This is a genomic window from Ochrovirga pacifica, assembly GCF_000220525.1.
Taxonomy (GTDB): domain Bacteria; phylum Bacteroidota; class Bacteroidia; order Flavobacteriales; family Flavobacteriaceae; genus Ochrovirga; species Ochrovirga pacifica.
In genome coordinates this window covers 60139-84991 of sequence record NZ_AFPK01000062.1, presented here as the reverse complement: position 1 = coordinate 84991, position 24853 = coordinate 60139, and the positions used below count along the sequence as shown (strand labels likewise).

The 24853-nt window shown below is 30.3% G+C and carries 17 protein-coding genes; 16 read left to right on the top strand and 1 reads right to left on the bottom strand.

All coding sequences use genetic code 11. The annotated features are described in order from the left end of the window. Positions 1 to 152 precede the first annotated feature (152 nt). From FS85_RS0111180 to FS85_RS0111150, 7 genes are all read left to right on the top strand, one after another. The gene (locus FS85_RS0111180) at positions 153 to 1409 is read left to right on the top strand and encodes a site-specific integrase (RefSeq protein ID WP_010136384.1); all 1257 of its coding nucleotides are present in this window, start codon (positions 153 to 155) and stop codon (positions 1407 to 1409) included. A gap of 118 nt (positions 1410 to 1527) precedes the next feature. Further along, positions 1528 to 2382 (top strand): RteC domain-containing protein, encoded by an 855-nt coding sequence (locus FS85_RS15585; protein WP_010136383.1) that lies wholly within the window; start codon positions 1528 to 1530, stop codon positions 2380 to 2382. 225 nt (positions 2383 to 2607) lie between these two features. Further along, a complete protein-coding gene (locus tag FS85_RS0111170) occupies positions 2608 to 2880 on the top strand; it encodes a helix-turn-helix domain-containing protein (RefSeq protein WP_010136382.1) in 273 nt (90 codons plus the stop codon). Between the two features lie 4 nt (positions 2881 to 2884). Beyond that, complete coding sequence (locus FS85_RS0111165; RefSeq protein WP_010136381.1) at positions 2885 to 3367, top strand: hypothetical protein; 483 nt, start codon at positions 2885 to 2887, stop codon at positions 3365 to 3367. 321 nt (positions 3368 to 3688) lie between these two features. After that, a complete protein-coding gene (locus tag FS85_RS0111160) occupies positions 3689 to 4339 on the top strand; it encodes a P-loop NTPase family protein (protein WP_029489435.1) in 651 nt (216 codons plus the stop codon). A 565-nt stretch (positions 4340 to 4904) separates the two neighbouring features. Next, complete coding sequence (locus tag FS85_RS0111155) at positions 4905 to 5756, top strand: hypothetical protein (protein ID WP_010136378.1); 852 nt, start codon at positions 4905 to 4907, stop codon at positions 5754 to 5756. Positions 5757 to 5944: 188 nt separating this feature from the next. Next, positions 5945 to 8542, top strand: a complete 2598-nt coding sequence (locus tag FS85_RS0111150) for a Kelch repeat-containing protein (protein WP_010136377.1) — start codon at positions 5945 to 5947, stop codon at positions 8540 to 8542. Positions 8543 to 8595: 53 nt separating this feature from the next. On the opposite strand, the gene FS85_RS15580 is transcribed toward FS85_RS0111150, so the two are convergent. Beyond that, positions 8596 to 9861, bottom strand: a complete 1266-nt coding sequence (locus tag FS85_RS15580; RefSeq protein ID WP_010136376.1) for a glycoside hydrolase family 71/99-like protein — start codon at positions 9859 to 9861, stop codon at positions 8596 to 8598. Positions 9862 to 10378: 517 nt separating this feature from the next. Here FS85_RS15580 and FS85_RS0111135 point away from each other — a divergent pair. The 9 genes from FS85_RS0111135 (at position 10379) to FS85_RS0111095 (ending at position 24838) form a co-directional block, all read left to right on the top strand. Next, positions 10379 to 10990, top strand: coding sequence for an adhesin-like protein (locus tag FS85_RS0111135; RefSeq protein WP_010136375.1), 612 nt, complete (start codon positions 10379 to 10381; stop codon positions 10988 to 10990). Between the two features lie 65 nt (positions 10991 to 11055). After that, positions 11056 to 11259 (top strand): hypothetical protein, encoded by a 204-nt coding sequence (locus FS85_RS0111130; protein WP_010136374.1) that lies wholly within the window; start codon positions 11056 to 11058, stop codon positions 11257 to 11259. A 231-nt stretch (positions 11260 to 11490) separates the two neighbouring features. Next, positions 11491 to 12981, top strand: coding sequence for a T9SS type A sorting domain-containing protein (locus FS85_RS0111125; RefSeq protein ID WP_010136373.1), 1491 nt, complete (start codon positions 11491 to 11493; stop codon positions 12979 to 12981). 224 nt (positions 12982 to 13205) lie between these two features. Continuing rightward, positions 13206 to 14681, top strand: a complete 1476-nt coding sequence (locus FS85_RS0111120) for a T9SS type A sorting domain-containing protein (RefSeq protein ID WP_010136371.1) — start codon at positions 13206 to 13208, stop codon at positions 14679 to 14681. Between the two features lie 340 nt (positions 14682 to 15021). Continuing rightward, on the top strand, positions 15022 to 18255 hold the full coding sequence (locus FS85_RS0111115) for a SusC/RagA family TonB-linked outer membrane protein (protein ID WP_083823642.1): 3234 nt from the start codon (positions 15022 to 15024) through the stop codon (positions 18253 to 18255). 4 nt (positions 18256 to 18259) lie between these two features. Then, positions 18260 to 20026: a SusD/RagB family nutrient-binding outer membrane lipoprotein gene (locus tag FS85_RS0111110; protein WP_160162398.1), complete on the top strand. Its 1767-nt coding sequence runs from the start codon at positions 18260 to 18262 to the stop codon at positions 20024 to 20026. An 11-nt stretch (positions 20027 to 20037) separates the two neighbouring features. Further along, positions 20038 to 21201 carry a glycoside hydrolase family 99-like domain-containing protein gene (locus FS85_RS0111105; protein ID WP_010136367.1) on the top strand — a complete coding sequence of 388 codons (1164 nt, stop codon included), beginning with the start codon at positions 20038 to 20040 and terminating at the stop codon, positions 21199 to 21201. An 82-nt stretch (positions 21202 to 21283) separates the two neighbouring features. Beyond that, positions 21284 to 22627 carry a glycoside hydrolase family 71/99-like protein gene (locus tag FS85_RS15575; protein WP_010136366.1) on the top strand — a complete coding sequence of 448 codons (1344 nt, stop codon included), beginning with the start codon at positions 21284 to 21286 and terminating at the stop codon, positions 22625 to 22627. Further along, entirely contained in the window at positions 22628 to 24838 is a 2211-nt protein-coding gene (locus FS85_RS0111095; RefSeq protein WP_010136365.1) for a GH92 family glycosyl hydrolase, read from the top strand. It abuts the gene before it with no gap. The last annotated feature ends 15 nt before the right edge of the window (positions 24839 to 24853 follow it).

The window sequence follows — 24853 nt, the reverse complement described above, 5'->3', positions numbered from 1 at the left end:
TGTTGATTTGAATGAAAACCAAAATATTTCATATATTAGGTAAGTAATTCGGTTAGTACTTTTTTTAAGCCAATTTTACTAACCTACTACTTATAGATACTTATAGTTTGATTTGACTTTCGTCCAATGTTTAACCACAAAAGACGATTACTATGGTATCATCAAACACTTACTCATTATTAACATGGTTGTATACTCAAAAGGTAGAACCTGGTTTTGCTATTATTTATTTTAGAATTACCATCAATTCTAAAAGAGCTAATATTAGTTTAAACAAGAAGATCAAAATTGATTCTTGGGATCATTCCAAATCAAAAGTTAGAGGAAACTCCAATGAAGCTAGAGTTCTTAATCAGTTTATAAAAGAAGAAGAAGGTAAAATATCGAATGCTTATAGAGAATTAGACCTTGAAGGAAAACTAATTACAGCTCAATTAGTAAAGGCAAGATACTTAGGATTAGATACACAAAACTATTCTTTTAATGACCTCTTTAAATATCACAATTCAATTGCTAAAGAGAAAGTAACCAAAGACACTTTAAATCATTATATAACTACTCAAAATTATATTCTTGAATATATAGAAGCAAAGTATAAAACTACCGATGTGTTTTTAAAAGAATTAGATTACAAGTTTATATCTGGATTTGAGTTGTTTTTACGAGCGTACATTTCAAAAGGAAATAACAAACCAATAGGAAATAATACAATTGTAAAACACATACAACGTATTAATAAAATGATAAATATTGCTATTAACCTAGATTGGCTCCATAAAAATCCGTTTGTTAATTACTCTTTACAGTTAGAAAAAACAAACAGAGAGTATTTAACAGAAAACGAATTAAATAATATTCAAAACTATCATTCAAACATTCCAAGATTACGTTTGGTAAAAGATCTGTTTTTATTTAGTTGTTATACTGGTTTACCTTATATAGATATCAAAAATTTAACTACAGATAACATTGTAAAAGGAATTGATGGAGGAAATTGGATTTATACAAAAAGACAAAAAACAGGAACCTCTGTAAAAGTTCCATTGTTAGAACCTGCTGAAAAGTTAATAAAATCATCTACCGAAAACTACCGAAAAATAGATGTCAATAAAATTTTCCCAACTATCTCTAATCAAAAGGTAAATAGTTATTTAAAAGAAATTGCCGATTGCTGTGGAATAACCAAGAATTTAACCTTTCATATGGCACGTCATACTTTTGCAACAACAGTTACTTTGTCTAATGGGATTCCTATTGAAACGGTCTCAAAAATGTTAGGACATACCAAACTTACAACTACCCAGATTTACGCAAAAATTGTAGATAAAAAAGTAAGTGAAGACATGAGTATTCTTAGAACTAAATTTTCAAAAAACTCACATTTGATACAAAAAAATAATGTTTCATGATACTCAATTTGAGTGTTTTATATAAAATTTAATCATTTTTAGACTGTGTTATTTCACAGTCTATATTTTATTTAATTGATTTTAAATTAAATTCATAGTTGCTATAAATTAAGTTACTATGAAAAACATTTTAGAGTTAAAGAAAAGTTATGAACTTTCAATCAAAAAAATTGAAGGTAAAAAGCTGAAAAAAGATGAAGAACTAAAGTTAAAACTTAAAGAAGCTAAAAAACATTTACATCAAATTAGAGTTTACGTTAGGACTTTATCATTTAAAAATACACAAGAAGAAATAACCTTTTTTAAAAACATCAAGCCTGGTATTTGTGGAGAGATTAAATTTTTAAAATTACAAATGGCTTACAAAACCGAAAAGCCATTTGTTTCCATAGAAAAACAAAAGAAATACATTCACAAAGAGCTTAGGAGGTTAGAATCTAAAAAGAAGAAAAACCTCAATTTTTATAGATATATCAAACAAGGTCAGACTACTTTGGATGATAAGTACTTTATTAGAGGCAATGAACAATTAGCTTTGTTTTCACAAACAGATTATCCAGATATAGATCCCGAATTTACAACTTCTCATGATTTATTAGCATGTGAGGTGGTTACATATGATTTACTAACAGAGTTTTACAAGCAAGAGCTTCACTGTTTACATAATATTGAAAATGGTTGCTATAATGTTTCAAGTGAAAAAGAAAGTACTATTCATAACTCCCTTTCTTGGACAGCATCCAAAACGGATTTAATAGAGCTTATATATTCACTTAAATGTTCTGGGGCTGTTAATAATGGGGAAGTCAACATCAAAGAAATCATAGAAATATTTGAAACGTTGTTTGGTATTGAGTTAGGTAACTATTACAAAACTTTTGGAGAGATTCAGAATAGAAACAAAGATCAAACCAAATTCTTAAACAAATTATCTTTAAATCTTGTTCGTAAAATTGAATTAGAAGATGCATAAAAAATCGGTAGTTTTTGGAACTACCGAAAATAGTATTTTCACAAAAATTATTTAAATAAATTCTAATTAACAAAACCTCAACCTTTATAAACGTTGAGATTTTATTTTTAATATTTTTTTTTCGGTAGTACCGAACAGGTACCGAATAAATTCCATCAAAGCGTTGCAATTTTGAAAAACGAAAGTCAAATCAAACTATTAGTTAATCTTTAAAATTGTAAAATTATGCCAGCAGCAATTATTACTACAGATGATTTAAGAGAATTTAAAATTGAATTATTAGAAGATTTTAAAAAGCTCTTAGAATCAAATTCATCAACAAAAACCAAAAAGTATTTAAAGTCGAATGAGATTATGGAGTTACTTCAAGTGAGTCCAGGAACCTTACAAACACTTCGAATCAATGGTACTTTACCTTACACCAAAATTGGAGGAATTATTTATTACGATGCTGAAGAAATTCAGAAAGTAATGGATGAGAATAAGGTAAAACATTGAGTTTATGTCAGAAGTCAATTATATAAAACACTTAAAAGTTTTTTATGATAAAATAATTGATGACCAACGCTTTAATCCAACTCACATTAGTCTCTACATGGCTTTGTTTCAATTATGGAATGTAAATAGGTTTCAAACTCCTTTTTATGTAAACAGAAACGAAGTCATGATTATGGCAAAAATTGGTTCAAAAACAACTTATCACAAATGTATTCGTGAACTAAATAAATGGAAATACTTAAAATATAAACCTTCACAAAATCCATTTAAAAGTAGCGAAGTCAATATGTACAATTTTTGGACTAGTAGTGGACAAGTACTGGGACAAGATGTGGGACAGGTAGTAGAACAACCTGTGGGACAAGCACTGGTATCTTATTATAAACATAATAAACATATAAAACGAAATAAACATTATAAACAGGAAAATCAAAATTCTGATTATTTAAAAGTTGAAAATGACAAAGATTATAACCAACCACTTTGATGGTCATCGAGCGGAGTCGAGATGAAAAAAATAGTTCCGGCCGATTTTTAAAAAAATGAAAATCTTGTAACAAATGACATACAAGATTATTTCGTAAAAATGAATACAAAAATGTTAATCAAAATGAATTTGAAAGTTCCAAGAAATAAGTCATGTAATCATGGAAGTACGTTTCGAAGAAAAGGAGCATGGAATGATGGAGTGACTGGTACGAAGTAATTTCATAGGAACCTTCTTGATTTTTTGGTTCTTTGGCATCAAGGCAAAAGAACAGAAGAAATTAGAGGTAAAAAAAATAAAAAAAGAAGAAACACTAATCTTATGCACCCACACATCATACACGAAAAAGAAACTCTATTCGAATTAGGAACCATAGAAAATAATATCATCCACTACGATTTTGATAAAATTGTAGCTTACCTCAACTACAAAGGCAGATTAACCTTTGGAAAAAACTTTAAACTCTACGAAGATGATATGTTTTTACTCTATAAGCTTTGCTTGTATTTTATCAGAGATTATAAAAAATGTGAAAAATATGGACTAGATCCCAACAAAGGAATTTTACTTTCTGGACCCGTAGGTTGTGGTAAAACAAGTTGGATGAAATTATTAAAACATATTTCTCCAAACGTTATCAATTACGAAGTTATTCCAAGTAGATTTTTAACGTTCCAATTCAATAGTAAAGGTTTTGAAGTGATAGAAAAATACGGTTCTAGCTTTTCTTTTTGTTTTGATGATTTAGGAGTGGAACCTGATGGAAAACACTTTGGACAAGATTGTAATGTTATGGGAGAAATTTTACTCTCCAGATACGATTTATTCCTCCAAAACAAAAAATTAACTTTTGCGACGACCAACCTCAATGCAGAAGAAATAGGCAAACGTTACGGTTGCAGAGTTCGTTCTAGAATGCGACAATTATTCAATCTAGTCGCTTTTGATAAGAATTGTAGAGATAAAAGGTAGTCATAACTTGGAATTCTATAAACAAGTCAATATATATTAAAAGAAGTTATTTTATAGTCTAAATAAAAAACAATTCAACTGTCTATATTATTGATACCGCTTATAAAGTAGCGGTAAATAATGGAGTAGTTTTAGAATACGTTATACTTTATAAGTTTAACAAAGATTAGTTAAAAAAGTTCATAATTGATTTTGAAAATTATTCTATTATTGTATGAGTTTTGAATTAAAATGATTTTAAGAGGCTTAACTTAACGTTAAGAAAAGGCAAGAAATCTGTATAAAAGTTAAGTAAATATTGCAGAATCAAAGTATCACGAAAATAGTGTCATAATAACTTAGAAAGTAGGCTGGTTATAATAATAGCTTACTTTTTTGCTTAATATTAAAAATATAATTATACTATTTGTTATAAAAATATAAAATATTATATGTTACGTAACTTATAACTATTCAGATTGTTATAAAACTTATTAATTTTTCTAATAGAACTATTAATTAAAAAGTAATCTTTTGTTTATTTAGTAACTCTAGTTTTAAGTCTATTTAATTTAAAAACCGTAATATGATATTAATAGCAGATGGTGGCTCTACTAAAGTAGATTGGGTAGCTGTAGATAAATACAAAACAGAGTTTTTTAAAACAAGAACTAAAGGATTAAATCCGGCTATCGTAGACTCAAATTGTATAAAACAAAGAATATTAGAAAATTGTAACCTTGAAGAGGCAAAAAACAAGGTTCATAAAATTTTTTTTTATGGGGCAGGCTGTGGTACTATAAAAGCGAAACATAAATTAATCAAAACTTTTGAAGAGATTTTTACTAATGCAATAATAGTAGTTGAAGAAGATATGTTAGCTGCAGTTTATGCTGCATCTTATGAAAAACCTGCAATTGTTTGTATTTTGGGAACAGGTTCAAATAGTTGTTATTTTGATGGTAAGGGAATTAAATCTAATGCAATTTCTTTAGGTTGGGCAATAATGGACGAAGCGAGTGGGAATTATTTTGGGAAAAAATTAATAAGAGACTATTTTTATGAAATAATGCCAGTCAAAATAAGAAATAAATTTAAAGTTGTTTATAACTTAGATAGTGATTATGTTAAAGAACAGTTGTATAAAGGTTTGAATCCTAATGCTTATTTAGCTAACCATGCAGCTTTTATGTATGAATTTAAAAATGAAGAGTATATTATTTCTTTAATGGAAGAAGGAGTTGAAGAGTTTTTTAGGTATAGAGTTTTGCCATATGGTAAAGGGAAAGAAACACCAGTTTATTTCATAGGGTCAATAGCTTACTATTTCTCAGATATAATTAGTAGGGTGTCACAAAAACATAATTTATATTTTGCAGGTGCAATTCAAAGACCTATAGACAAAATGCTTAATTATCACATTGACAATTTAATATAAAATTTATTTTTTAACAACTTTCTTCTTAAGAAGAAAGAAGAGAGTTGTATTATTTTTTGTAAAATTGTATTAATACTGTTTAACCAGATATATTACGTTTTAGTGGATAATAATATTGTTTAATAGATATTATGTTTAAATTTATATTTCTCTTTAAGTACGGTTGTCGATTAATTTAATTATTATTTATGAATATAAAATTAGAATATTTTATTTATCTTTTTATTACATTTTATTTAAAATCTTTTACTGTCTTCTCACAAACTTATGGTGTTAATTTTTATGGTCACGATGTTGTTTTAGATAAAAGAACAGAGTTAAATATCATACCTGAAGGATTTAAAAAAATAAATGAAAATTTTGAAATATCATTTGATCTAAAACAAACTCAAAAATCGTATGGTTATATTTTTAGGATTATTAATAAAGATCATCATAATATAGATTTAATTAGTAATCCAGGGGGGAAATTTAGTTATAGCTGTGTTAATGGTAATAGAATAATTCCTATAGTGATACCTAAAAAAGTAAGTGAAAATTGGGTTACTGTAAAAATTAAGTTTTTATTAGATCAACAAAAAGCTATTTTGTACTTGTTTGATTCATCTTATGTTATAGAAAATATAAAGTTTAAGAATGATGATGAATTTAAAATATTTTTTGGTGGAGTAGATTATAAGTCATTTGCAACAACCGATGTTGCTTCTATGTCTATTAAAGATTTTAAATTATATGAAAAAGGTAAGTTATTAATGCATTTTCCTTTAAATGAGAATAAAGGAAATATTGCGACAGATAAAATTAATGGGGGAAAAGCAGTGCTAAAAAATCCTAATTGGATAGCATATGGTCATAATGAATGGGTAGAAGAATTTCAAAAGCAAGACAATGGAATTATACTAACAACATATAATGGTAAAGATGAAAAATTCTATATAGTACAAGAGAATAAATTAAGTATTATTAATTTAAAAAATAACAGTACAAAGGATGTTTATTATAAAAATAAACCTAAACATATTAATGTTGATTATAATTTAGTTTATAATCAACTAGACAATTGTATATATTGCTATTCTATAGATAATAAAACATTATATAGGTTAAACCCAAACACAGGTGCGTGGAATACGTTAAATCAAACTATTATAAAAGATAGTAATAAACAAGAATATCAACATCATAATAATTATTTTTACCACAAAGAAAATTCAATGTTTGTTTTTGGTGGATATGGACAGCATAAATACAACAACAGTGTTTTTAAACTAGACTTAGGTACTAACAAATGGGAAAAATTAAACTCAAATGACTCTTTATTTACACCAAGATATTTATCTGGTTTGGCTACTTTAAATGATACTGTATATATATTAGGGGGTTATGGTAGTGTTTCTGGAAGTCAACTTATTAATCCTAAAAGTTATTTTGATTTAATAGGGTATGATTTAAATTCAAAACAATTTCTTAAAAAATATAAAATCCCTCATCTATTTGAAGGAATGAGTGTTGCTAATACAATGTGGATTGATAAGACAACAAGAAATTATTTTGCTTTGATATATAATAAGAATACGTATAATGGTAACATGCAATTAATTAAAGGTTCTTTAGAAAATAATAAGGTTAGCTATGTTGGTGGAACTTTTCCATATAAGTTTATTGATGTTAAATCTAAAGCAAAGTTATTTTATGTACCAAGCCAAAAGAAATTAATGGCATTTACTTCATATCTTTCAGATTCTATAAAAACAGAATATAGTATCCATTCCATCAGCTACCCCCCAAATGAGTTAGAGTTTATTGAAGAAGATGGTATAACTAAAAATGAAAATAAAAACGGAAGAGGTAACTATATATATATAATTATTTTAATAATATTATTTACTTTTGGATATTTATATTACATAAGAAAGAAACATAAAGATGTTTTTTTAAATAATAAAAATTATGTATCGAACTTGAATATTCAAGACACACAAGACAAAAACACTAATAGAAGTGAAGACTCAAGTTTATTAAAAGATAGTTTAGATGTAGTAAAAAAGAAGTTTAAGGCTGAATATAATTTTATGCTTTTTGGAGGCTTTCAGGTTTTTGATGTAGAGTCTAAAGATGTTACGAATAAATTCTCTCCATTATTAAAAGAACTTTTTTTGTTAATACTACTGTATACTCTTAAAAATAATAAAGGTGTTTCCTCTGAAAAAATAGTTGATATATTATGGTATGACAAGTCTCCTAAGAGTGCTCAAAATAATAGAGCAGTAAATATAGCAAAGTTAAGAACTATTTTAAATGATATTGGTGCTTATGAATTAACAAAAAAAACCGGATATTGGAAAATTATTAACAAAGAAGATAAGTTTAAATGTGATTATTATGATTTATTAAAAATTGTTGATTCTAAATCTTTTTCTAAAGACAATATTGATTATATTATGAGGATTACAGAAAAAGGAGCTTTCTTGTTAAATGTAAATTATGAATGGTTAGACAACTTTAAAGCTGATGTTTCAGATGTTATTATAGATGCTTTAGTCTCTTTTGCTGAAGATTTCGATTTGAAAGATGATCCAGAGTTTATAATTAAATTATCAGACTGTATATTTAATTTTGACTCAATAAATGAGGAAGCTATGACCTTTAAATGTAAAGCTCAATATATAATGGGAAAACATAGCTTAGCAAAATCAACTTATGAAAAGTTCTCTAAAGAATATGAATTACTTTACGGCCAATTGTTTGAAAATAGTTTCTCTAATGTTATAAATGATGGTGTTTAAAATAGATAAAAAGAGCTGCTAGAAAACTAGCAGCTCTTTTTTTGAAAGTGGAATTATTTTAATGGAAGTTTTTGAGGGGCAGGTAGATTATTATTAAAAAGGTTACTGGCTTCATTAGCTAATTGTAAATACCAGTCACTAGGTAAGTCGTAACCATCGGTATCTAAAGTTACAAAATTACCTTCTTTAGGTACTTGTTTTTTATTCTCAGCAACTTTAAAAATTGCGGTTCCTTCATCAACTTCGTCAAACATGGCAAAGTATATACATTTAGCTCCAGCTTTTTTTGTTTGGTATATTTGCTCCCATAAAAAAGTTCCTCCTTTTCTAGGAATGCTATTGTAACTTTCGTTTTTTAGATTTCCCCAAGAGAATCCAGGAAACACAACTGGCATATAGTCAATATTATTTGAAGATGTAATTTTTAGATCTTCTTTAGTTACATTATTTATGTAGTTTTTGTAGCTTTTAATATCATGATACCTCCCAACTGACCACGGCGAAAGCATATCAAAAGATTTATACAATTTATTCCATATAGGGTTCTTTTCACTGTCCTTAGATAGAGTTCTCCAATAAGAAGGCACTCCGGCTATTAAATAAGTATCAAATGAAGAGTTTTTAGGGTTTTCTTTAAAGAGATCTAAAACATCTTTAGCGTATCTAACTGTAAATGGTCTTTCGTTAAATCCTAGTCCCCAAATAGCTAAAACAGGTTTTTGTTTTTCATGCATGTAGCAAGACTGTTCGGTTAAGTCATATTTTTTATTTAGGGATTCCCAATCTTTTTGTATAAATTTTTTAAAGTCCTCTTTATTCTGTTTTCTTTCAATATTTTCATATCCAGAAAGGTCGTACATAATTGCTACTTTTCTTTTGTATTTGGTAGCAGCTTTTATAACATGTTTTAATACTTGATCTCTATGTTTTTTTAATTCGTAGTTTTTTAAGGGTCCTAAGAAACGTTGTAAAAAAACCCCATCTATGCTGTATTCTTGCATCCATTTAAAATGTAAATCGATAGTTTCGTAATCATTAGAAGAGAAAAGCTTTACTGTGTCCCCATTGCTGTAGGTAAGACTTGTACTGTAAAGATTTTTTTTGTTGTATTCTCTAAGGTCAGGAAACATGTCAACGGTTAAGTGTTCAGAACTAAGTTCTTTTTTACCTCTTCCCCAGTGAACCCATTTGTCTAGCCCTGAATTATCGCCTTTAGCAGTAAACCAACCTTGGTAACCTGTGTGTACATGATTTAATAGGTCTTGAGCACAAAGATATTGTGTAAACAGAAAGGCCAGTAAATAAATTTTTTTGATCATTGTTTTAAATTATGTGTAAAGGATTAAACAACTAATTTACTCGGATATATTAATAATATATTAATTAATTACCGCTTTTGGCTTGTTGTTAATGAAAAATTAAGTACATTCTGCTTAGTTTGTAAACTATACTAACCTTCTGAATTGAATCAAGTCAGTTCATTTAAACCAATTTAATTATGCTTAAAATTTTAACTAAAAATTATTATTTCTTGGACTATCCTAGCTGATACATCAGTCTTTTTATGCAGCTGATATATATGTAAAGGCTTCGACAAAAGGAGCTAACGATGGTTCAACAAAGAAAGATGCTTTTATCAATTTATCATCTGCTATTTCATCAGTTGTTAGCGGAGATAGGGTTTTAGTTTATGGAACTTTAAAACCAAAGTCAAGTATTAGGATAAATCCTAAAGGGAATTTTGAGCTAACAATTAAAGGGGTTGGAGAAAATGCCATTATAGATTGTACAAATAAATCATCTGGTTCTTTATTTGATTTGTACAAATTGTTGATTTTGGAAAATTTAATCATAAAAAAATCTTCAACGCAAGATGTAGGAGGTGTAGCGTTTGTGCGTAATTCTGGAGCTGTAATAGCAACTTCTTGTAGGTTTGAAAACAATTTAGCAAAAGATGGAGGAGTTTTTAGAGTGAATCAGAATGATGGAGGAGTTTCTTCTGCTTACATGCCAAAAACAAGTGGGTATAGTTTGCTAATAGATAAATGTTTATTTGTTGGTAATAGTGCTACAGCTTCTGGAGGAGCAATTCGTATGAATTCCTATGGGGTTTTTAAAATTGTAAACACAACGTTCGTAGAAAATTATGCTATACTTAATGGAGGAGCAATATCTACCAACTCCTCATATGTTTCGGCTGATACAACAAGTGATGTTTTAGTGAATGTTACCATATTTAATAGTTATGTAGAAAACAAGAATCCTGATAGATGTGGAGGGCTTATTACTCAAGCAGGGGTGACTAAAAATAAAGCGGATGCTAATGGAATGATTGTTAAGAATTCTCTTATTTATGGAAATTATAGAGGAGGAAAAGGAGATAAGCCTAGCGATTTTCTTTGTTGGAAGTCTAAAATAGCTGGGCAAGTTTATAAATCAGATTTGTAGTTGTTTAACAATTTAATAGGTTCTTCAAAAGTGAAAGAAGCAAATAATGTAACAAATAATAAGACATGTTAGAGGCAGATTTATCAGCATCTAATTTAGCTTTTAATTCAGTAAAAGGAATTGTAAAATATAATGTGGTAGCTACTGGTTTAGATACTCCTAGAGGATATGGAGAAGCAAGTTTTTTAACTGTTCTAGAAGATCAGAATAAGTTTATAAGAAAATCTAAAACAATAGATGTAGGTGCATGGGAGTTACGTAAAGAGTAATTACATATCTGCATCATAATTAGTAGAATACTGTAAGGTATTTGTTTTTTTTAGCTGTGTGTTTTTTTGTAAAATCAGAGTGTTTTTTTATTGGAGCTGATCTGGTTTTGTTGAGTATTAATGTTTTTGTTTAGGTTTTGTTAATCAATTTTTAAGGTGTTGTTTTTTTATTTGTCTCATTAACAATTCAAGGCTAAGTATTATTTAGTCTTTTAAAAACAAGTTTTAAAAATGAAAAAAACTACTAAAAAACTTATCTCTTTTGGGGTGTTATTAATTTCTTCTATTACTTTTTCTGCTAACATATACGTGAGTGCATCGGGTGACAACACTGATGGAACTACTTTAGCAACTGCTTATACGACTATTAACACAGCCTATAACGAAGCAAAAGGGAATGCTGAAGATGATAATATTATTATTGACGGTACTGTCGTTCTTTCAGCTCAAATTACGATTAATGATACTTCAGGAAATTCTATAACTTTTGTAAGTGCAGATGATGGTTTTGGAGGTACACAAGGTATTATTAATGGAGGTGGTACTAATAGATTGTTTTTTGTAAATGCTTCATCAGCAAGTTCAGTTACTGTTTTTACAGGATTACAATTCGAAAATGTAACAAATACTTTAGGGCAGGGTGCTTTAATGGGAAGTAATAGTTCTTCAAGCATGACTTTTAACAGTTGTACTTTTTCTAACAATATAGCTTCCAATCCAAGTAGTGCAAATGCTAATGGGGTTATATCTGTACTAGGTTTAACAATGACGTTTACAGATTGCGTTTTTGATTCTAATAGTACTACAAACGGTAATGGAGGAATGTTTTTTGTGGGTAATAATGGAAGTCTAGTTTTAAATCGTTGTTTGTTTAAAAACAATTCGTCTTCTAAACTGTCTTTAACAAATACGAATGGAGGAGCAATTTCTATTGTTGGAACTGGATCTTCAACAATTACAAACACAACATTCTATAACAATTCATCTGAGTTACAAGGAGGAGCAATTTATGTAGGTGCTCAAGCGAGTATTACAATGACGAATGTGACAATGTTTCAGAACTCTATAACGGATTCTAACACGGGTAGAGGAGCTGGTTTAAGGTTAGAGGGATCGGGGTCTTATACCTTGAGTAATGTTTTGTCTTATGGCAATACAGCAGATGGAGTTGCTTCAGATTTAGGTTGTGCAGCTAACAAGACAATTAATATGAATAATAGTATTTTTGGAGCAACCCCAATACCAGAAAATGTTACTGTTAACGGAGTAAATAACAGTTTAACCTCAGATTTATCAGCATCTGCTTTAACATTTAATAGTACTGATGGAGTTGTTAAATTTAGTTCTGTAGCTACTGGAACAGATTCTCCAATTGACTTTGGGGATTCTACTTATCTTACAGTTTTAGAAGATCAGAATGGTGATTCTAGACCATCTGGCTCAATAGATGCTGGTGCATGGGAGTCTAGTCTTACTCTGTCTCTAGATGGATTTGAGTTTTCTGACAATATTGGAGGTTTTTATAAAACTACCAATGGTTACAAGATTGTTGTAAAGAAAGAAGCAGAAGCTGAGTTGTATAACTTTTTAGGAGCCAAAGTAGATAGTTTTATCGTTAAAGAATCATATGATATTTTGGATAGTAAATATGCCGCTGGAGTATATATATTAAAAGTTACCATAGAAGGACTACCTTACGCTAAGAAATTTATAATAAAATAAAACAACGAACTTTTTTCAAATCTATCTTATTAATTAGTTCATGCTCCGTAATCCATGTAAATAGGGTTGCGGAGTTTTTTTTGTAGTTATATAGTCTGCTTGAGCCTAGTTTTAGCGGGGTGTTTATTTTTTTTTAATCATTAATTAAGGTCTCTATTTCATATTTGTGCTATTAACAAATCTTAAATACTGATGTGATTCAGTTGATTAAAATCAAATTTAAAATGAGAAAAATTACTAAAAAAATGTTTTTATTGACTCTTTTGTCAATTATGTTTAACTCTATGCTTTTTGCAGCAGATATACATGTAGATGCAAGTGCAACAGGAGCAGGAGATGGTTCTTCACAGGCAGATGCTTTTACAACATTATCAGCTGCTATTTCTGCTGCGGTAACAGGTGACCAAGTATTGGTTTATGGTACTTTAACACCTGCAGCAAAAATTACAATCAATCCAGGTGGTAATTTCGAATTAACGATTAAGGGTGTGGGATCAGATGCAATTATAGACTGTTCTAGTAAGTCTTCTGGAGCTTTATTTGACTTGTACAAATTGTTGATTTTAGAAAATCTGACCATTAAAAATTCTACAAGTACAACTACAGGAGGAGTGGTTTTTATTCGTAATTCGGGAGCGGTAGTTGCTACTTCTTGTAGGTTCGAAGGGAACTCTGCTACTGATGGAGGTGTTTTTAGAGCAAACCAAAGTAATGGTGGAGTAGCTGCTGCATATTCTAGTGTAACAGGTGGGTACTCTGTATTGGTAGATAAATGTTTGTTTAAGGGAAACAGTGCTTCTGGTAAAGGAGGGGCTATAAGAATGAATTCATATGGAGTTTTAAAAATTACAAATTCTACATTTGTTGATAATTTTGCTGCAGTAAATGGTGGGGCAATTTCTTTAAATGCTTCTTATGATTCCACTAAAACTACAAGCGATATTTTAAGGAATGTTACCATTTTTGATAACTATGTAACTGCGAGTGTTGGAGATAGAGCAGGAGGTTTAGATTCTCAAGCGGCATCTACAGCTTCGGCTAATGTAGATAGTAATGGTTTATTATTAGAGAACACGATAATATATGGTAATTACAGAGGAGGTGATGGAGTTACAGCTGCAGATATGTCTACTTTAAAATTTACTTCAGGTGGTGTTGATTATAGCACTACTACCACTGTAAAGAATTCTTTAATCGGAGTTTCTTTTGCTTCAGCAGATCCAGGTGCTCCAACAATAACAAATACAGACAGTAATTTATCAGCAGATTTATCTGCATCAGCTTTAACGTATGACGATTCAGAGTGGGTTGTTAAATTTAGCTCTGTAGGTGGTGGTATTGATACTCCTATAGATTTTGGAGATTCAAGTTATTTAACTGTGTTAGAGGATCAAAATGGGAATCCAAGATCTTCTGGATCAATAGATGCTGGAGCTTGGGAATCTGGAATTACTTTGTCTTTAGATGGTTTTGAGTTTTCAGATAATATTGGAGGTTTTTACAAGACTACAGATGGATATAAAATCATTGTAAAAAAAGAGGCTAAGGCAGAATTGTATAATTTCCTTGGTGCAAAAGTAGAAGGGTTTACGGTTAAAGGTTCCTACGGTATTTTAGATAGTAAATACGCATCAGGTGTGTATATTTTAAAGTTAACCATAGACGGAAGATCTTTTGCAAAGAAGTTTATTGTTAACTAATAAAGCTAAACCAACGAACATTTTCATTCTATCTTTATTGAATTAGTTCCGTACTCCGTAACCATGATTAATATGGTTGCGGAGTTTTTGTTTAAGAATAGATTTTGATGAATGTGCTTTTTTTGAGGTTTTTTATGTGTTATAGCTTTTTTTAAAGCTGTTTTATTGGTTTTTATTTAATAAATTATACTTGTTTATTAATAATTAATAATTAATTAATCCCTCATTCCTTCATTTGTAACACAGAAATTAAAGCTAACGTATGTTTTGGTATTCAAACAGCCAAGCTTTAATCTGCATGGAGTAAATAAGGAAACTAACTAACCAAAATTCAAACTATATGAGGAAATTAAAATTGATTCTATTACTAATGCTTATACCTTTTATAGGTTTTGCTCAAAAGGCAAAACTGAAAGGTGTTGTAAAAGATAACCAAGGAGAACCTATAATTGGTGCAAATGTTTTGTTAAGAGGAACGAACATTGGAACGTTAACCGATTTTGACGGTCTTTTTGAAATAGTTATACCCCAAAAAAAAGATATTGAACTTGTCGTTAGTTTTTTAGGGTATAAATCAGAAACTATAAAAGTAAAAAAAAACAAAAAAAATCTTGAGGTTGTGTTAGAAGTATCTGCAGAAGGACTTGAAGAGGTTGTGATTACTGCATTAGGAATCGAAAGGGATAAAAAGTCATTATCATATGCTACACAGGGTGTAGATACAAAAGATATTGCAGAGACAAGAACTTCAAATTTTTTAAATAATCTTTCAGGTAAAGCAGCAGGGGTTCAAATAACTTCTTCAGGAAGTCCTGTAGGGTCAAATAGAGTTGTTATTAGGGGAGCAACATCAATTACAGAAGACAATCAACCATTGTATATTGTAGATGGGATTCAAATGGATACTCCTCAAGGAGATAATGGATTAAGTGCTAATACAGGAGGAATTGATTATGGTAGTCCTATTTCTCAAATTAATCCAGATGATATTGAATCTATAGAAGTATTAAAAGGAGCAGGAGCTACTACTCTATATGGCTCTCAGGGGGCAAATGGGGTAATTTTAATTACCACCAAGAAAGGTGGTAAAACCAAAGGTTTAGGGATTACCATCAATCATAATACTATGTTTGCAAATGTATTGGAATATCCAGATTATCAATATGTATATGGATCAGGTCAAAATTTACGATTGGCTCTAAACCCTTCTCATATCGATAATAATACAGGTCTTCCAACAGCTAGTCAATGGGATCGAGCTTATGGTTTACCCATGCTGGGCCAAGATGTTATTGATGTAAATAATATTCAAGGTAAATACTTGCCTAATAAAGATAATATTAAAGAAATGTATAGTACAGGTGTTACCAAAAGCACTGGTATTAGTATTCAGGGAGGAACAGAAAAAGGAGGTTACAGATTGTCATATTCATATTTAGATTCTGAACATACAATTAAAGGAATGAATGTTCAGAAAAGAAATAATGTTTCTTTTAATTCAAATTATAAACTTTCTAAAAAAGTTGAGTCAAGAGTTAATATTATATATGTAAATGATATTGTAAACAATAGGATTCCTACAAATGGAAATCCAAGAAATCCAGCAAGTTCATATATTTATATGAATCCTAACTTTTCAAAAGAAAATTTGTTGCCATATAAAGATCCAAATACAGGAGAAGCATATACCTATACAGGGCCTTTTACAAACCCTTATTGGAATATTTATGAAAATACAAATAAAGATGAAACAAACAGATTGCTTTTCGGTACAGATTTAATATACAGAATGGCACCAGGTTATAATTTAAATTTTAAAGCAACGACAGATTTTAGAAATAGAGTGTCAGAGATACTGAATAATAGAGGGGCTCCTTATGATTTGGATGGAATGTATAGAACTGGAGATAATACTGCAATGACAAACAGGTATACAGCCATGTTTAATGTTAATAAAAAAATCAATAAGTTTTCTATAGTATCTGCTTTAGGAGCTACACTCTTTAATACTAAAAACTCGAACAGGGTAATAACAATTAATCAATTGGCTGTTTCTGGTTTTGGTACGGTAAATAACAATGCTGAGTTTCCAGTTGTTGATGAAGGTGATGCGGAAAAGGAGATTCAATCTATTTTTGCTTCGGGTTCTATAGGGTATAATAAAACGTATTTTTTAGAATTGTCAGCTAGAAATGATTGGTCATCAGCATTACCGAATGGTAATAATAGTTATTTCTATCCTTCTATTGGTACTAGTATTATTTTTTCTGAATTGTTACCAAAATCAGATGTCTTTTCTTATGGGAAAATTAGAGCATCATATGGTGAAGTAGGAAATGATACACAACCAAACCGAACAAAGAATTTATATGAGTATGGAGGGAATTATTTGGGAAATGCATACCTACAGTTACCAAATGTTAAATTCAGTCAAGATTTAAAGCCCGAGAGATCTAAAACAATTGAATTAGGAACAGAAACTTATTTTTTTAAAAAAAGATTAAAGTTTGATTTAACTTGGTATAAAACAAGAACATATGACCAAATTATTTCTTTGTTAACATCACCTTCTACAGGGTTTACACAGCAGTTTGTTAACGCAGGAGTTTTGAGAAATCAAGGTTTTGAATTAGTGATTAATGCTGATATTATTAAAAGAGGTAGACAAGGGTTTAATTGGAGTACAAATGTAAATTGGTCTAACAATCAGACCTATGTAGATCAACTGCCGCAAGGGTTAGAAAGAGTGGAGTTGGGAAGGTATTTTAATGCAATTGTGAGCGCTCAAGTAGGAAAAAAGTTTGGAGAACTAAGAGGAAAGGCATATGCAAGAGATCCTGAAACAGGTCATGTTTTAGTTGCTCAAAATGGAAGAGCATTGTTTGATAATGATGTTGTAATTGGTAATGCTCAACCAGATTGGGTTGGAGGGTTAAGAAATTCTTTTTCGTACAAAAATATAAGTTTTAGCTTTTTGTTAGATGCTAAAATAGGTGGAGATTTACTTTCGGGAACAAGTATAAAGGCAACAAATCAAGGAGTGTATAAAAAGACTTTGGCAGGAAGAGAAGATTCGTTTTTTGGAGAAGTTGTATTGGGTGAAAATCCAAATGAGAGAAGAGGTGTTGGGTTGTTTGGGAATGATTATGCGGACACTCAAATAAAAGGCTTGTATCATGAAAAATCTGCAATAGGGATTAGAGATTCTGAAGGAAATTTAGTTGCAGAGAGAGATTCTGAAGGAAATGTAGTTGAAAGAAAAATTTATATGAACTCTCAGGTATATCATTATGATGATTCTAATAATCAGATTGGTCATGTATATGATGCTTCTTATGTGAAATTAAGAGAAATAAATTTAGGATATTCTTTGCCTAAAAAAGCAGTAGAAAAAGCAGGATTACAGGATGTTAAAATAGCAGTTGTAGCTAGAAATTTATGGTATCTATATAGAAATACCCCTCGAGGTATTGATCCAGAGTCACAAACAAATTCAGGAAATGGACAGGGAATTGAATTTGGATCGCCTTTACCTACTTTTAATTATGGAGTTAATATTAATGTTAAATTTTAAGAAGATGAAATTGATAAAATATATATATAAAGTATCACTATGTGGTTTGATGATTTTTTTGAGCTCATGTACAGATGATTTTGAAGAAATTAATACAGATCCAAATAAATTTAAGTCTCCTTCTCCTGGTGCAGTTTTTAATGGAGCTATCAGAAATACATATTTACATATTGGAGGAGAATTAAATAACGAGGTGTTTCTTACATACGGAGGTTATATTGGACAAAGAGGAGGGGCTTTAGGTAATTTTTCTTTTTTTGAACCTCAGTTAAATACCTTATATCAAAAAAACTATACAGATATAATAGTTACACTAAGAAATTTTATTGATGAAAACGAAGAGAACTCGGACTTTACTAATAGGGTAGAAATAGCTAAGGTTTGGGAAACTTATGTATACTCTGTTTTAGTTTCAACATTTGGTCCAGTTCCTTATTCGGATGCTATAGGAGAAAATTTAACGGTAAAATTTGATTCTGAAGAGACAATTTATCAAGGAATGTTAGAAACTTTAAAAAATGCATCTGATAGGCTAGATATTAATGAAGATCGTTTTGAAATAGATCCTATTTATCAGGGAGATATAAATAAGTGGATTAGGTTCTCTAATAGTTTAAGACTTAAAATAGCATTGAGGATATCTAATTCTTCAGAACTAAAAAAATTAGCAGAAACTCATATTACAGAAGTTATGTTAAAGGAAGATCAAATGATTGAAAATAATGAGCAAAATGTACAGTTAAAAGGAGAAATAGGGAATAACTTAAATTGGTCTTATGCATATCAAAAATTTGTATTTAATCAAAATATTGGTATAGGTCAAATTCCAACAGCAAATTTTCATTTTTTGTTAAACTTAAAAACATTTAATGACCCTAGACTAGAAATATATCATGATTTGGCTAAAGATTCATTAGCAATTAATGACTCTGTTCTAAAGTCAGGATCTACAACTGAATACATAAAAGTTTCATACAAAATACCGTACTATGGTAAAACAGTTTCTGGAAATCAGACATTAGGAGAATGGGGTCTTAATCAACCAGATAACCCATATGAAGGAGTTGCTGACGATGGGTGGTCAAGACCTAATTATGAACGATATTTTGCAGAAGATGCATCTTTTAATGTGATAACCGCAGCAGAAACTTATTTTATGAAAGCAGAGGCGAAATATCTTGGTTTAGGAGGTGCAGAAACTTCGGAGGCATATTATTATAAAGGGATTGATGCTTCTTTTGAACAATATGAAGTATCTAGTAAAGTTGAAACATATAAAAATAAAGAGGGAGTAAAATGGGGGACATCTAATAGTGGAATAAGAGATGTTTTTGGCGTGCTAGATAGCTCAATTAGTTCAGATCCTTTAGATCAAATTGTTAGACAACGTTGGATTGCTATGTTTTACCAAGGGCATGATGCATGGTGTTTAAATAAAAGAACCAGACTGATACCTACACAGCCGCATTATAATCCAGACAACACTGTTTCTGCTAGACCTACTATATATGCAGAAATTCCTGAAAGATTGCCTTATGCCCCAGCAGAAAAGGGATCAAATATAAATAATTATAATGAAGCACTAGAAATGCTTGGGGGTCCAGATGATTTAATTACACCTTTAAAAATGAACAAGCCATTTATAAGAGTACCTGATTTAACGACTATTGTAGATGCTGAATACAATAGTGATTTTGCAAGTAATTGGTATGGAAAATCTGAAGATGATTTGATTGCAAATGGGGTTAGTTACACAGTAATAACAGAATAACAATAAAAATTATGAAAAATACATTTAGAAATATAATTCGTTTGTTTTCAATTTTGTTGATGTTTACATCATGTAATAAAGAAGATGAATTTGGACCAGAAGATACATTTTTAGGTAGCCCAATACCAATTTTTGAAGTTAATGAAGATTATAATGTAGGGGCTTTTTATAAATTTCCAAATTGGAATTTAAACTATAATGAAATGCCTGTTTCAGGTACTTATACGGCAGCAAATACAGATCAGTTTCCAACACATATAAGACAAGCTAATAAAGCAGGAATAAATTTTTTCTTGTTTGATTTAGTGTCTTCACAAAACGCTGGTGGGCATAGCTCTTCGTTTGATATTGTTGCTAGATATAATAATGAGTTAGCGGGATTTACTCCTGATTCTATTGTTAAATACGCATTTAATTATAACTATGGACCATTAGGGATAAACAATAACAATCCTGTTGATAGTACTACAGATGAAACAACTAATACATTAGATCCAAAAGAAATAGTATTTCAACAAGATTTTTTAAACATAGCTGATTTAGCGGAAAATAATACAAACTACTATAGGTTAGATGGAAAACCAGTAGTGTATATTTTGAATGCTCAAAATTTAGCAGCAAACGATAGTCCTGCTGTATTTAATAGAATGAGACAGGCAGTTAGAGATGCGTATAATGGAATGGAGTTGTATATCATTGGAATGCAACCCCAATGGCAGCCACCTTTGCGTTACGATTTTAGATTTGTAGGTGCAGTAGATGCTGTTACACACAACACTTACATGCAATTAAATGAAAATAATTCATATGAAAGAATATTGTATTTTGATAAGATGGTATATGGTGCATGGAGCTATTCACAAGAGGCTTTAGGTAGATCTGAATTTAATTTGGAATACATACCAACAATTAGTCCTTCTTCTAATTATAAATTGCAAAACCCTAATAATCAAAACTACATTTTTGAAAAAAATGAGAAATTATTCAGGTCGGTTTGTAATGCAGCTCGTGGTGCTGTTGGTGAGTCTAAAATGGTATTACTAGAGTCTTTTAATAATTGGAATATTGGTACCCAAATAGAAGAGTCTAATGAATTAAAGGTAGACGGTGTTACTCCAGCTTATGGTGATCAATATTTAAAAATATTAAAAGAAGAGTTTAAGGTTGCTAAATAACTAAAAAAGAGTCAAATAATGGGTTTTCTATGCTTTATCTAGATAAAGCATAGAAAACTACTACCTAAATTTTAATAAAATTATGAAATGTAGAATTAGATTTTTGCATAAGATACTTCTAGTGCCTTTTTTGGGGGCAATACTATCTTGTAGTACTTCTTCTAGTCAAAAGATAGAGGTGAATATAGAGGATAATATAAACTCTGATGAGAACGGCCAAAATGAAGTAACCTCTGTTAAAGGGAAAATCTTATCAGGATATCAAGGATGGTTTAATACTCCTACTGATGGATATAATTTAGGTTGGAAGCATTATAAGATATCAGGCAAATTTGAGCCAGGTATTTGCTCTATTGATTATTGGCCAGACTTGACTGAGTTTACAGATAAAGAACTCTTTGAAACTTCTTTTATTCATTCAAATGGAAGAAAGGCTAACGTATTTTCTTCTACACATCCAAAAACTGTAGATCGTCATTTTAAATGGATGGAAGAGTATGGTATTGATGGAGTTTTTGTACAAAGGTTTGTGACGAATGTTAGAAATCAAACAACACACAATAATATAAATGCTGTTTTTAATAACTGTTATCAATCTTCATTAGATCATAATAGATTAATAAGTGTGATGTATGATTTCTCAGGTAGCAATCAAGACATTGTTGAGAATACTATAAAAGACTGGAAACAATTAGTAGATAAATATAATATAAACCAATCTAGCAAGAAAAATTTATTGACCTATAACAACAAACCTATTGTAGCTCTTTGGGGAGTAGGTTTTAAGGATAGAGAGTATACATTGGAAAACGTAAGAGAATTAATCAGATTCTTTAAAGATGACCCTGTTTATGGAGGTTGTTCTATCCTGTTAGGAGTTCCTACAGGTTGGAGAACTTTAACCAGAGATTGTATTAACGATCCGGTTTTACATGAACTTATTAAATCCATAGATATTGTTCATCCTTGGACTCCTGGTAGATATAATAGTTTGAATAAAGCTAATGAACATAGACAAAATTATACTAAGAACGACAAGGCTTGGTGCGATGCTAATGATCTTTTATACATGCCCGTAGTATTCCCTGGTTTTAGTTGGCACAACTTAAAGAAAGGTTTAGGAGAAGAGGCAGATCTGGGGTCTATTCCAAGATTAAAAGGAGAGTTTCTTTGGAGGCAGTTTTACAACGGAATATCAGAAAACGTTGAAACCATGTATGTGGCTATGTTTGATGAAATGGATGAAGGAACTTGCATTTTTAAAGTTACTGATGATGTTCCTATTGGAGATAGCCCTTTTTTAGATTATGAAGGCTTACCGTCAGATTATTATTTATGGTTAACAGGAAAAGCAGGAGAGATGCTTAGAAAAGAAATTCCTTTAACAATAAATCAACCCCAATATCCCAATTTAAATAGTTTTTAAATGAAAATGAATAATCCCTTTTATAAGTATTTACTTCTTGTAATAACAGTTTTATTGGTTTCTTGTTTAGACAAGAATCAGGAAAACAAAAAAGATTTAGTTACCTATATAGATCCCCAAATAGGAGGAGTAGCCCCTTTTTTACAACCTACAAGAACAAGAATACACAGACCAAATTCAATGGTTAGAATGTATCCTGATAGAAAAGATTACAGAGACGATCAAATTCGTTCATTTCCATTTACAACCAGAAAACATAGAGCAAATCCAATTTTTAATGTTTTGCCTGTAAGTGGTGATGTGGATAAACAAGTAGAACCTGTCTCAGCATGGGATCAAGAGTTAGAGGTTGCTAAACCTTACTATTACTCTACTTGGTTAGAAGATTACAATATTACTGTAGAATATTCACCTCATAGAAAATCAGGTTTTTTCAGGTTTACTTTTAAAGAGGATACAGAGTCTAAACAATTGTTCTTAAAACATCTACTAGGTGGAGACAAATGGGAACGAAATAAGGATGGATCTATACAAGGAGTAGAAATTTTTGAAGGAATGAAAGCATATGCTTATGCTGAATTGAGTGCTAGTGGAGAGTTTTTACAGGTAAAGAGTGGAGATATATTAAATTCATGGATTCAATTTGATAACAATTCAGAGCAAATAATTTCATTAAAATATGGAATTTCTTTTATAAGTGTTGAGCAAGCAAAAAAGAATTTAAATAAAGAAATTCCCCATTGGAACTTTAATAAAGTAAAAGAAGAAGGACATAAAGAGTGGTCAAAAATCACCAATCAAATTGTAGTAGAAGGAGGAACAGAGGCATACAAAAGAACCTTTTATACAGCACTTTACCGATCTTATGAAAGAATGGTAAATATCTCTGAAGACGGTAAATATTACAGTAATTACGATGGAAAATTACACCAGGGGGAAAAAGATTTTTATGTGGATGATTGGGTTTGGGATACTTTTTTAGCCTTACATCCCTTACGATACATATTTAATCCAGAAATGGAGTCAGACATGATAGATTCATATGTAAGAATGTATGAACAATGGGGCTGGTTACCACAATTTCCGCAACTGCATGGTGAAACAAGGCCTATGAATGGTTTTCATTCTACAATTATGATTTTGGATGCATGGAGAAAAGGAGTTAGAGGTTTTGATATTGAAATGGCTTATGAAGCAATAAGAAAAAATGCATTTCAGCAAACTATGGTTGCTTGGAAGTCTGCACCAGCATGTGAATTAGATACGTTTTATGCAAAAAAAGGGTATTTCCCTGCTTTACATCCTGGAGAAAAAGAGACTGTCTCTTTGGTTGATGATTTTGAAAAAAGGCAAGCAGTAGCTGTAACTTTAGCACATTCGTATGATGATTGGGCATTGGCAGAGTTGGCTAAAGAATTAGGGAAAGAGAAGGACTACCTTCTTTTTTCACAAAGAGCAAAAAATTACAAAAACCTGTATTGGAAAGAGAAAGGCTTTTTTATGCCTAAAGATAAAGATGGAAACTGGATTGACATTGATCCGAAGTTTGATGGAGGAATGGGAGGTAGAGATTATTACGATGAAAATAATGGCTGGACCTATCTGTGGAACGTTCAACATGATCTTGAAGGTTTAAAGGAGTTAATGGGAGGAACAAAGGCTTTTGAAGAAAGATTGGATCAACATTTTAGAGAAGATTTGGGAAGAACAACTTATGAGTTAAATGCTCGCTTTCCGGATTTTACAGGTATAGTAGGACAATTTTCTATGGGTAATGAGCCAAGTTTTCACATTCCTTATTTATACAATTACACAAATTCTCCTTGGAAGACGCAAAAAAAGATAAGAATGTTATTAAACACTTGGTTTAAGGACAATATTTTCGGAATTCCAGGAGATGAAGATGGTGGAGGTATGTCTGCTTTTGTTGTTTTTTCTGCTATGGGATTTTATCCTATTACACCAGGAAAACTTATATATACTATTGGTAGCCCCTTGTTTTCTAAAATTACAATGAATTTACCTAATGGAAAGCAATTTATAATATCTGCTCCTAAATGTAATGAGACGAATAAGTATATCCAATCTGCTAAGCTAAACGGAAAACTATTAAATACTCCATGGTTTTCTCATAGCGATTTAATTAACGGAGGAGTTTTAGAGTTGGAAATGGGTGCTTATCCTAATAAAAAATGGGGAGTAAAAAAATAAAATAATCACAAATAG

Bases quoted from the DNA above. Each gene is read 5' to 3' on its own strand.
- FS85_RS0111180 (WP_010136384.1), top strand. From the start codon at position 153: ATGGTATCATCAAACACTTACTCATTATTAACATGGTTGTATACTCAA.
- FS85_RS15585 (WP_010136383.1), top strand. From the start codon at position 1,528: ATGAAAAACATTTTAGAGTTAAAGAAAAGTTATGAACTTTCAATCAAA.
- FS85_RS0111170 (WP_010136382.1), top strand. From the start codon at position 2,608: ATGCCAGCAGCAATTATTACTACAGATGATTTAAGAGAATTTAAAATT.
- FS85_RS0111165 (WP_010136381.1), top strand. From the start codon at position 2,885: ATGTCAGAAGTCAATTATATAAAACACTTAAAAGTTTTTTATGATAAA.
- FS85_RS0111160 (WP_029489435.1), top strand. From the start codon at position 3,689: ATGCACCCACACATCATACACGAAAAAGAAACTCTATTCGAATTAGGA.
- FS85_RS0111155 (WP_010136378.1), top strand. From the start codon at position 4,905: ATGATATTAATAGCAGATGGTGGCTCTACTAAAGTAGATTGGGTAGCT.
- FS85_RS0111150 (WP_010136377.1), top strand. From the start codon at position 5,945: ATGAATATAAAATTAGAATATTTTATTTATCTTTTTATTACATTTTAT.
- FS85_RS15580 (WP_010136376.1), bottom strand. From the start codon at position 9,861: ATGATCAAAAAAATTTATTTACTGGCCTTTCTGTTTACACAATATCTT.
- FS85_RS0111130 (WP_010136374.1), top strand. From the start codon at position 11,056: ATGTTAGAGGCAGATTTATCAGCATCTAATTTAGCTTTTAATTCAGTA.
- FS85_RS0111125 (WP_010136373.1), top strand. From the start codon at position 11,491: ATGAAAAAAACTACTAAAAAACTTATCTCTTTTGGGGTGTTATTAATT.
- FS85_RS0111120 (WP_010136371.1), top strand. From the start codon at position 13,206: ATGAGAAAAATTACTAAAAAAATGTTTTTATTGACTCTTTTGTCAATT.
- FS85_RS0111115 (WP_083823642.1), top strand. From the start codon at position 15,022: ATGAGGAAATTAAAATTGATTCTATTACTAATGCTTATACCTTTTATA.
- FS85_RS0111110 (WP_160162398.1), top strand. From the start codon at position 18,260: ATGAAATTGATAAAATATATATATAAAGTATCACTATGTGGTTTGATG.
- FS85_RS0111105 (WP_010136367.1), top strand. From the start codon at position 20,038: ATGAAAAATACATTTAGAAATATAATTCGTTTGTTTTCAATTTTGTTG.
- FS85_RS15575 (WP_010136366.1), top strand. From the start codon at position 21,284: ATGAAATGTAGAATTAGATTTTTGCATAAGATACTTCTAGTGCCTTTT.
- FS85_RS0111095 (WP_010136365.1), top strand. From the start codon at position 22,628: ATGAAAATGAATAATCCCTTTTATAAGTATTTACTTCTTGTAATAACA.